At 34.2% G+C, this 1,121-nt stretch carries 2 protein-coding genes; both read left to right on the top strand.

Annotated features, from left to right (window positions below):
- The first annotated feature begins 86 nt into the window (after positions 1-86).
- Positions 87-632: a GNAT family N-acetyltransferase gene (locus tag SAY88_RS24525; protein WP_431308920.1), complete on the top strand. Its 546-nt coding sequence runs from the start codon at positions 87-89 to the stop codon at positions 630-632.
- A gap of 48 nt (positions 633-680) precedes the next feature.
- A partial coding sequence (locus SAY88_RS24520) for a TetR/AcrR family transcriptional regulator (protein WP_332635061.1) occupies positions 681-1,121 on the top strand: 441 nt, incomplete at its 3' end.

Here is a 1,121-nt window from a genome sequence, read left to right as displayed (position 1 = left end):
AGAAAGGAGAATGGTATATGCAATCTGGGGTTCATAAGTTTACAATTTTTAAAGCTGATGAAATTGACCTAGATGTAAGGATGCAAATGTCTGAAATTTTTACGGAAGGATTCTCACAATGGTTAGGCTATTTTTCCAAAGACAAAAACAAAATTGCAAAAGCTTTTGCTCACATGTTTGTTTTAAATCAATTTTATGTAGCTATAACAAATGATAAAGTTGCTGGAATGACGGCATGCACGGACGGTAAAACGTTATCGGTAAGATTAAATAAAAAAGAGCTAAGAAAACACTTAGGTTTCTTCAAAGGAAGTATGGCAGGGATCTTTTTAAAAAAAGAATTTGAAGCACTTTTTGAAAATTTCCCTCCCAATACAGGCTCGATTGAGTTTGTTGGAACAGCTTCCGAATTCAGAGGACAAGGTGTAGCATCCCAAATCATCCAGCATATTTTTGAAAATACACCTTACAAAGAATACGTCATTGAAGAGGTTGCGGATACAAATACTCCGGCAATGAGATTATATAAAAAATTGGGATTTGAAGAATATAAAAGAAAGCCTCTTCCGAAAAAGATAGCCAAGAAAAATGGAATCAATAACCTTTTGTCTTTGAAATACATGAAAAAGTAAGGATACATTTCTGCTGGATGAAAGTAAGTACTAAAGGAGGAAGAATCCTTGCCTAGGACCAAAGAACAATATGAAGCAATGAGGACTGCAACTAGAAACAAAATTCATTCTGCTGCCATTAAACTATTTGCAAAAAAGGGTTTTGCAGCAACTAGTGTTCAAGATATTGCAGATAGTGCAGGAATTAGTATTGGACTCTTGTACCGTCACTACCAAACCAAAGATGATTTGTTTAATGAACTTGTTTCATATGCAGCATCAGGATTAGAAAAAATGGTTGAAAAGTTTAAAACCGATTCCTCTCCAGTCGAATTAATTCGACAATTCACATTGGAAATTTTGAATGATCTTAAGAAAGATGATGAATTCGCAAAATTTCTTATGATTATGAACCAGTCTTCCATGATTGACGAGCCTTCCCCTCAGGTTCAAAACCTTAATAAACAAAGTGAATTGATGCTTAAACAAACAACCCATTTAATCGAAAAA

Origin of the sequence: Halalkalibacter flavus, from assembly GCF_036663575.1 — a bacterium.
GTDB classification, from domain to species: domain Bacteria; phylum Bacillota; class Bacilli; order Bacillales; family Bacillaceae_D; genus Halalkalibacter; species Halalkalibacter flavus.
Note: the sequence above shows the minus strand (reverse complement) of the source record. Positions and strands in the feature narration are given on the sequence as shown.